Annotated in this window: 7 protein-coding genes; 4 read left to right on the forward strand and 3 right to left on the reverse strand. The window is 29.2% G+C overall.

Translation table 11 applies throughout. The features are described from left to right. Nucleotides 1-4: 4 nt before the first annotated feature. The gene (locus tag AJN69_RS06160; protein WP_070287648.1) at nt 5-802 is read left to right on the forward strand and encodes an amidohydrolase; all 798 of its coding nucleotides are present in this window, start codon (nt 5-7) and stop codon (nt 800-802) included. Here the strand turns inward: AJN69_RS06160 and AJN69_RS06165 are convergent. Both AJN69_RS06165 and AJN69_RS06170 read right to left on the reverse strand, forming a co-directional pair. Beyond that, complete coding sequence (locus AJN69_RS06165) at nt 799-1,884, reverse strand: FUSC family protein (protein ID WP_070287647.1); 1,086 nt, start codon at nt 1,882-1,884, stop codon at nt 799-801. The two genes, AJN69_RS06160 and AJN69_RS06165, sit on opposite strands and share 4 nt — an antisense overlap. Beyond that, nucleotides 1,881-3,113, reverse strand: coding sequence for a glutamate-5-semialdehyde dehydrogenase (locus AJN69_RS06170; RefSeq protein WP_070278836.1), 1,233 nt, complete (start codon nt 3,111-3,113; stop codon nt 1,881-1,883). Before AJN69_RS06170 ends, AJN69_RS06165 begins: the two co-directional genes overlap by 4 nt. A gap of 70 nt (nt 3,114-3,183) precedes the next feature. On the opposite strand from AJN69_RS06170, the gene AJN69_RS06175 reads away from it, so the two are divergent. Then, nucleotides 3,184-4,119, forward strand: coding sequence for an NAD(P)-binding domain-containing protein (locus AJN69_RS06175; protein WP_070243465.1), 936 nt, complete (start codon nt 3,184-3,186; stop codon nt 4,117-4,119). Between the two features lie 207 nt (nt 4,120-4,326). Continuing rightward, nucleotides 4,327-5,655 (forward strand): MATE family efflux transporter, encoded by a 1,329-nt coding sequence (locus AJN69_RS06180; RefSeq protein WP_070278830.1) that lies wholly within the window; start codon nt 4,327-4,329, stop codon nt 5,653-5,655. Between the two features lie 48 nt (nt 5,656-5,703). Here AJN69_RS06180 and AJN69_RS06185 read toward each other — a convergent pair whose 3' ends face one another. Further along, on the reverse strand, nt 5,704-6,633 hold the full coding sequence (locus tag AJN69_RS06185; protein ID WP_070233434.1) for a DUF2860 family protein: 930 nt from the start codon (nt 6,631-6,633) through the stop codon (nt 5,704-5,706). Nucleotides 6,634-6,772: 139 nt separating this feature from the next. On the opposite strand from AJN69_RS06185, the gene AJN69_RS06190 reads away from it, so the two are divergent. After that, nucleotides 6,773-8,149, forward strand: coding sequence for a replicative DNA helicase (locus AJN69_RS06190; protein ID WP_070278829.1), 1,377 nt, complete (start codon nt 6,773-6,775; stop codon nt 8,147-8,149). Nucleotides 8,150-8,426 lie beyond the last annotated feature (277 nt).

The following is an 8,426-nucleotide window of genomic DNA, read 5'->3' on the forward strand; positions in this document are numbered from 1 at the left end:
TTTAATGAAGATTGATACTCATGCACATATATTTTTGAAAAAGTTAAATACAGTTGCAAATGCAAGATATAAGCCTGATTATGACGCTAGTTTTAAAGATTATAAAGCAAATTTAGATCATTATGATTTTGATAAAGGGGTTTTAGTTCAGCCAAGTTTTTTAGGTGTTGATAATGAATTTTTGCTTCAGAGTATCGAAAAAGATGAAAATATAAAAGCTATAGTTGTGGTTGATGAAGGTATTAAATTTGATGAGCTTCAAAAACTAAAAGAAAGAAAAGCTTGTGGAGTTAGATTAAATTTAATTGGCAAAGAATTGCCAAATTTTAAAAGTACGGTTTGGACTCAATTTTTTGAAAATTTAAGTAAGCTTAAAATGCAAATAGAAATTCAAAGAGATTTGGATAATAATCTTGTTGATATTGTTAAAAATTTCATTCCTTATGGTTGTAATATTGTTATTGATCATTTAGCAAGAGCTAATGCAAACTTAACAAATTTAGAGGATTTAATTTGCTTAAAAAACTCTAGAATATTTTTTAAAATTAGCGGTTTTTATAGAGCAAAAATAGACTATGTTAATAATGAACAAGCTGTAAAATTTGCAAAGAAAATATATGAAATTTTAAAAGAACATTTTCCACTTAGCAATTTTGTTTTTGGAAGTGATTGGCCGCATACAAATTTTGAAGCAAATGTTAATTTTTCATCGGCTCTAGCAGCTTTTAATGAAATTGTTGTATCTAAAAAAGAACAAGAGCAAATTTTAGGGGATAATGCTTGTGCTTTATTTGACTTTTAAGCTTTTCGTTTTATCCTAAAGATGTATTTTGCAATGCGTTCAAAATATATTCTTAGATAAGGTTTATAAATTACAAAACCACCCAAAAGTCCTAAAATGCTTCCTATTACGACATCAATTAAACGAGTGAGTATTAATGTATTTGCATTTTCACTCATAAAATTAGCTGCTTCTGAAAGATAAGTAGCATAAGGAGTAAAAAAAATCATAGCTAAAGCATAGTTTCGATTGACTAAAAATTGTCCTATAAAAAACAAAGACATCATAAGTAAAATAAGCTCTATATTGTGAAATTGTTTAGATAAAAGCCACCATGCAAAACATACTCCTAAGGCCGTTCCTATGATGCGTTGAATTTGTTTAATCCATATAGAGTTTAAAGTTACACCTTGCATAATAGCTGTGCAAGAAATGGCTATCCAATAACTTCTTTCAAGTTCTAAAAAAGTTCCTAAAAATATAGAAAAAGCTACAAAAGAACCCATAATCAAAGAATCCACAAAAACTGCATCAAAACCTATGTATTCTCTAGGTGGAATTTCGCCAGGTAAAGCATTTTTAAATCCATAAATCACAACGATAGAATATAAAAAAGCCATTAAATTAGCTACCATTGCCCCAAGAAAAACAAGACCCACTAAAAAGATAAAATCCTTAGCTTCAAAAGGAGAATAAGCTCCTAAAACACAAGAAAATACAAAGAAAAAATATCCAGGTGTACCAATGTTATAATATCTAATTAAAATAGAACTTCCCATGGCCACAAGTCCTATAGGGATGAAGGCAAAAATTGCAGGTAAAAAATGGGTTAAAATTCCTAAGAAAAAACTAGAAACTATGCCAAAAGAACAGCACATCACAACAGCCATTCTATGATATAAAGGAGTGTTTGGAACATATAAAAAAGATAAAGCTCCTATCATGGCAATGAGTCCATAGTTTAATTTTCCAAAAAATACACTAAACCCTAAAACTATACCCACACCCAAAGCCGCAAAAAAAGGCATTTGCCAAACTTGTTCACTTGAATTTAGTTTAGCAATTTCTTTAAAGTGTTGCTTTAGCATTTCTATTTTATTCACTCTCGAATGTGTCCTTCCCCATTGATTATATATTTATAAGTGCAAATATCTTCAACCCCCATAGGACCTCTTGCATGCAATTTGCTAGTTGAAATTCCAACTTCTCCACCAAAGCCAAATTCTCCTCCATCGCTAAAACGCGTTGAAGCATTAGCATAAATACAAGATGAGTTTATAAGGCGTTGAAATTTAGCGATATTTGAAGCATCATTTGAGATAATGGTTTCAGAATGCAAGGAGCTGTGTTTATTGATATGCTCTATAGCTTCATCGCAATCTTTTACTAATTTTACACTTAAAGCAAAATCAAGCCATTCTGTATCAAAGGTATTTTCATTTGCTTTAAAAACTTCTAAATTTGAGTTGTTAAAATAAGCCAAAGCATTTTCATGGGCGTGAATTTTTACCTTAAATTTTTCAAATTCAGGGATTAAAAGACTTATACAATTTTTAGCAATTTGTTCATGTATTAAAAGCGTTTCTAAAGCATTACAAACACTTACTCTTTGACACTTTGCATTAAGGATTATTTTTAAAGCCATATCTAAGTTAGCGCTTTGATCTACAAAAGCATGACACAAGCCCTTGTCTTGCTTAATAAGAGGAATTTTGGTATTGTTTGCGATTTCTTGTATCATATTTGAACTACCGCGAGGTATGATCACATCGATTAAATCATCAAAAGTTAGAATTTGCTTGATCTCGTCTCTTTGAGTAAGCATAGCAAAACAATCTTGCAAACCAAATTCCTTAAGTATTTTGCTAACAAGAGTAAATATAGCTTCATTTGTAAATTTTGCTTCACTTCCGCCTTTAAATACACAAGCATTAGAACTTTTTATCATTAAAGCTACAATTTCAGCACTAAGACTAGGCCTTGCTTCGTAAATAACACAAATGAGTCCCAAAGGAATGCTTATTTTTTTTATGCTCAAACCTGTATAATTTTTCCAGCCTTTAGAAATTTTGCCTATGGGATCTTCGATATAAGCGATTTTTTCTAGGCCTTCACAAAGAGCTAAAATGCGTTTTTCATCTAACAAAAGCCTATCTTTTATTGCTCCACTTTTTGTGAAATTTGTTATATCTTTTTCATTTGCTTCTAGGATAATTTTGAAATTTTCTCTTAAAATTTGAGCTAATTTTAAAATAATTTTTTCTTTATCTTTAGGTGTTAAGTTAAGTAGTTTTTGAGAATTTTTCTTAATATTTTCAAGCAAATTTCGCATTTTTAATCCTTTATTTACAAAAAACTTGATAAATTATACAAAAAAAATCAGAATTGAAAGGTAAATATAAATGAAAAAAATAGATTTAATTATAGTAGGTGCAGGTCCAACAGGCATAGGCTGTGCGGTTGAAGCTAAGCTTAAAAACAAAGAAGTTTTGATACTGGAAAAATCAAATAACATTTGCCAAACTTTAATGCAATTTTATAAAGATGGCAAAAGAGTAGATAAAGCTTATAAGGGATGCGAAGGAACTAATCATGGACATGTTCCTTTTGAAGATGGTACCAAAGAAAGTACTATAGAAACTTTTCAAAACGCATTAAAAGAGCACAATATAGAAGTTGAATTTGGCTCTGAAGTTGAGAGCGTTAAAAATGAAAATGGAGTTTTTTTAGTAAGCACAGCTAAAGGCGTTTATGAGTGTAAAAACATCATCGTTGCTATAGGTAGAATGGGTAAGCCTAATAAGCCTGATTACAAACTTCCTATGACTTTAACAAAAATCATTAATTTTAATGCCAATTCAGTTTTGGGAAATGAAAAAATTCTTGTTGTAGGTGGTGGAAATTCAGCAGCAGAATACGCTGTGGATTTGGCTAATTCAAATCAAGTTAGCCTTTGTTATCGCAAAAAAGAATTTACAAGATTAAATGATATCAATCTTAAAGATATTCACGAAGCTGGAAATTCGGGTAAAGTAGAGTTAAAACTAGGAATTGACATTAATGAGGTAGAAGATGATAGTGGCAAGGCTAAGGTAAATTTTACCGATGGTACAAGCGATATTTATGATAGAATTATTTATGCTATTGGTGGTTCTACTCCACTTGATTTTTTACAAAAATGCGGGATTAATGTTGATGATAAAGGCGTGCCTTTAATGGATGAAAATAAACAAAGCAATGTTAAAGGTATCTTTGTAGCAGGAGATATTGCTACTAAAAATGGAGCAAGTATAGTTACAGGGTTAAATGACGCTGTAAAAATTCTTTCCGTGCTTTAAATTTTAGCCTTCGGGCTAAATTTGACTTATTAATAAGTAAATTTTATAATTCTTAGTTATTTTAATTTAAATCTATGAAAATGCAAAATAAAACTAATACAAAAACAACAATAAGAACTTATCGTTTAAATTTCTATATTTTAGGACTTCAAGCACTCTACTAGCGTCTTTAAAAATATTTTATTTTAATATTTTTAAAGGATTTGTATGTCAAATATTTTTAGCACTTTAAGCCCTTTTAGGCTTTTTATAAAATGTGCCGTGCCAAATGTCATAAGCATGGCCTTTATTTCTTTTTATTATATAGTTGATGGAATTTTTGTTGGAAAATATCTAGGAAGTGATGCTTTAGCAGCACTAGCCTTGATTATTCCCTTTATTATGATGTCTTTTGCTTTGGCTGATATGATAGCTATAGGTTCAGCAGTGCAAATTTCTATGCATTTGGGTTTAGGCAAGAAGAATTTAGCTAGAAAGATATTTAGTTCTAGTATATTGATTATTTTTCTAATCTCTTGTTTTATTGGAATTTTGGAGTATTTTTTAGGACCTATTTTGATTGATTGTCTAAATGTTAGCGATGAGATTAAAACTATGGCTAAAGAATGTATGTTTGTTTTTGCTTTATTTGCACCTTTTACCATGCTTTCTTTTGCCTTGGATAATTATTTAAGAATTTGTGGAAAAACAACCTATAGTATGATTATGAACATAATCATAGCTTTAAGTAATATTGTATTTGATTATCTTTTTATAGTTGTATTTGGTTGGGGCTTGTTTTCGGTAGCTCTTGCAACTTGTTTAGGAATTGTTTTAAGCGGTATTTTTGGAATTATTCCTTTTTTATTTCAAAATTTAGAGCTTAAATTTTCAAGTTTATATATAAATTTGAGAATTTTTAAAAATATTCTTTATAATGGAAGTAGCGAGTTTTTTGGCAATATTTCGGGTTCTTTGTATAGTATTTTTGCAAATTTTGTTTTGTTAAAAATTTCTACCACTCAAGCCGTGGCAGCCTTTTCTATAGTTTTATATATTGATAGTTTTATTATAATGCTCATTATTGCTATGGGGGATGCGATGCAACCTGCACTTAGTTATAATTATGCTAAAAAAGATTTTTTAAGGATTAAAGCTATTATAAAAGTGGTATTTTTTGCGGGAGGAATTTTATCTTTATTTTCTATAGTATTTATATTGATATTTGGAGAAAATTTGATAGCACTTTTTGCAAAAGAAAATGATCAAGAATTTAAAACTTTTGCTTATACAGCTTTGATGCTTTTTGCTTTTAATTATCTTTTTGCATGGTTTAATGTTCTAAGCGGTTCTTTTTTGACAGCTTTTAATAAGGCAAGCTTTTCTTTGGTTTTAAGTTTAATGCAAAATTTATTCATACCTTTATTTTTTCTTTTGATTTTATCCTACTTTATAGGTTTAAATGGAGTATGGTTAAGTCCATTTTTTGCTGAATTTTGTGTTTTGATTTTAGCTTGGATTTTTCTTAAAAGGATTTTTAAAGATCTATCTTTATAGGAGATAGATCTTTTTTAAATTTTATCAAAGGAGCTTTTTTATAATTTTTTAGAATTTATATCCTATTCCAGTTAAAACAACTTGATAGGTTTCATCATAAAATCCTATATCGCTATTTCTTTTTTCTATACCATAATTTGCAAAACCATAAAGTCCGTTATAGCCCAAAAATTGATTTTTAACAACTTTTAGATTAAGCTTAACTATATTACCGTCTTGTTTTTTGTGGAAGATAGGATCTGTTCCTACTGCTTCATATCTGCTAAGACTTAAATTTGGGGTGAAAATATAGTCATCAGCAAAAGCCAAATTTGCTCCCATGCTTAAACCATATCTTGAGTAACTTTGAGCTTTTCCATCTGCATCATTATAATCATAGCTTAGTCCTAAATTTAACAAACTATAATTGTAATTTAATTCAAACTCGTGATAATACCCCTCTCTTTTTAAAGAGCTGTGCTCAACTGCGTCTTTATCATATTTGTTTTTGCTAAATAAATATGAAGCTGTAAATTTTCCTAAATCACTTTCGTAAAGTTGAGAGATTTTAAAACCATATCTATCAACATCAGTTTCTTCTCTATTACCTATTTGATAAGGATTTGCATAAGCTTTTTCCCTTAAAGAAGAGATTACAGAAAAAGAAGTGCTAAAACGCTCTAAATAAGCTTTTTCGTAACCTAAAGCTATACCGCTGACATCTCTTCCATTGTAGTTTTTGATAAAAACTCTATCATTGTCTATAAGGTTACCATAGTAAAGTTCTACACCGATAAAAGGAATAAAAGAAGAGTCCGAATTATCAGCGTCATAACCACCTAAGTAATCACTATCCGCTAAAGTTGAAATATTGCTTTTAATATCTCTTGCACCTACACCTATGCTTAAATTTCCACTAAAACCTTCTTGAAAATCTACAGCCATAGCTGACTGGGCTAAAATGGAAGCTAAAATACATGAAAATAAATGTTTTTTCAAGTGTTCTCCTAATAAAATAAATGTTGTGATTATAATTGTAACTAATATTACATTAAATATTTATAAAAAATTAAAGTTTATAATTTTAAGTTTTTTTAGATAAAATTTTTAAAACTATTTATATTTATAAGGAAATTTAGTGCAACAAGAGTATTATGACTTGGATTTAGAGCGAGCTATTTTAAGCAGTTGCATTATGAGTGAAGAAGCTTACGCTAGTATAGCAGGCGATATCAGTCCGAAAGATTTTAGTCTTAAAGCTCATGAAGATATTTTTAAAGCAATTATAGCTTGTAGCAACAACAAAGAGCCTATTTCTATAAGTTTTTTAAAAAAACATAAAAAAATAGATGAAGAGATTTTAGCAGAAATTCTTGCCACTCCTTCTATGATAGATTTGCCTGCTTATGTAAATGAACTTCGCGAAAAGTCCATCAAAAGACAACTTTTGAGTTTTGCACATCTTTTACCAGCTCGTATTAATGAAAATCGTGCCGTAAGTGAAATCGCAGATGAAATTGGTAAAGAAATTTTTAGCATTACAAATCGTGTAAATTTTAGAGATATTAAAGATGTTAATATAATAATATCAGAACTCTTTGAAGAATTTAAAAAGCAAAAAACTTTAGAAAATAAAAATATCATAGGGCTTGATACAGGCTTTGAGGGTCTAAATAAAATGACAAAAGGTTTTAAAGGGGGTGAGCTTATAATAATCGCTGCACGCCCAGGTATGGGAAAAACAACCCTTTGTTTAAATTTCATTGATAAAGTTTTAAGACAAAATAAAGGTGTGGCTTTGTTTTCTCTTGAAATGCCCGCAACTCAAATCATGCAAAGAATGCTTTCTTCAAAAACTTCTATCCCTTTACAAAGAATTTTAACCGCAGATTTAAACGATGATGAATGGGAGCGTTTAGGAGATGCTTGTAATGATTATAGTCAAAAGAAATTATATATTTACGATAGTGGTTATGCAACTATTGCTGATGTAAGGGCTATTTTAAGACGTTTAAAATCTCAAGATGAAAGTGTAGGACTTTGTGTGATTGACTATATAGGGCTTATGATGAGTAATTCAAATTTTAATGATAGGCATTTGCAAGTGAGTGAAATTTCAAGAGGACTTAAGCTTTTGGCTAGGGAGCTTGATATGCCGATTATCGCACTTTCACAACTTAATCGTGGTTTAGAGCAAAGAGCAAATAAGCGTCCTTTGATGAGTGATTTGCGAGAAAGTGGAGCTATAGAGCAAGATGCGGATGCTATTTTATTTGTATATCGCGATGAGGTTTATAGGGAGCAAGAAGAAAAAGAAAGAGAGAATAAAGCTAAAGCTGAAGGTAAAGCTTATCAAAGGCTTTTTATACCAAATCCTATGCAAGAAAATGCTGAAATTATTGTTGGAAAAAATAGAAATGGACCGGTCGGAACTATAGAGGTTATATTTTTAAAAGAAAAATCTTGTTTTGTAGATAAGCCTATGGGCTATGAAGCTACTGAATTTACAGGCTAGCTTTAATTAATATAAATTAATTAAAAATATTTCACAGATAATTTCAATATTTAATTAATTTTACTCTCATTAAATCAATTTTTTATATAAAATAAAATTTAAATTGAAATTTTATAATTATATAATAATCAGTATTTAATTATACTTTAAGTTTAAATATTTTATTATTCCGCTATTTTATTTTTATATTTTATATTATTATTAAAAAATAAAAAATATGAAATTAATTTCAAAATAAATCATTTTAAATAAGGAAGGAGAAAAATATTTGAGTAAA

The sequence above is a fragment of the Campylobacter sp. BCW_4338 genome, assembly GCF_001763255.1.
GTDB classification, from domain to species: domain Bacteria; phylum Campylobacterota; class Campylobacteria; order Campylobacterales; family Campylobacteraceae; genus Campylobacter_D; species Campylobacter_D jejuni.

Bases quoted from the DNA above. Each gene is read 5' to 3' on its own strand.
- AJN69_RS06160 (WP_070287648.1), top strand. From the start codon at position 5: ATGAAGATTGATACTCATGCACATATATTTTTGAAAAAGTTAAATACA.
- AJN69_RS06170 (WP_070278836.1), bottom strand. From the start codon at position 3,113: ATGCGAAATTTGCTTGAAAATATTAAGAAAAATTCTCAAAAACTACTT.
- AJN69_RS06175 (WP_070243465.1), top strand. From the start codon at position 3,184: ATGAAAAAAATAGATTTAATTATAGTAGGTGCAGGTCCAACAGGCATA.
- AJN69_RS06180 (WP_070278830.1), top strand. From the start codon at position 4,327: ATGTCAAATATTTTTAGCACTTTAAGCCCTTTTAGGCTTTTTATAAAA.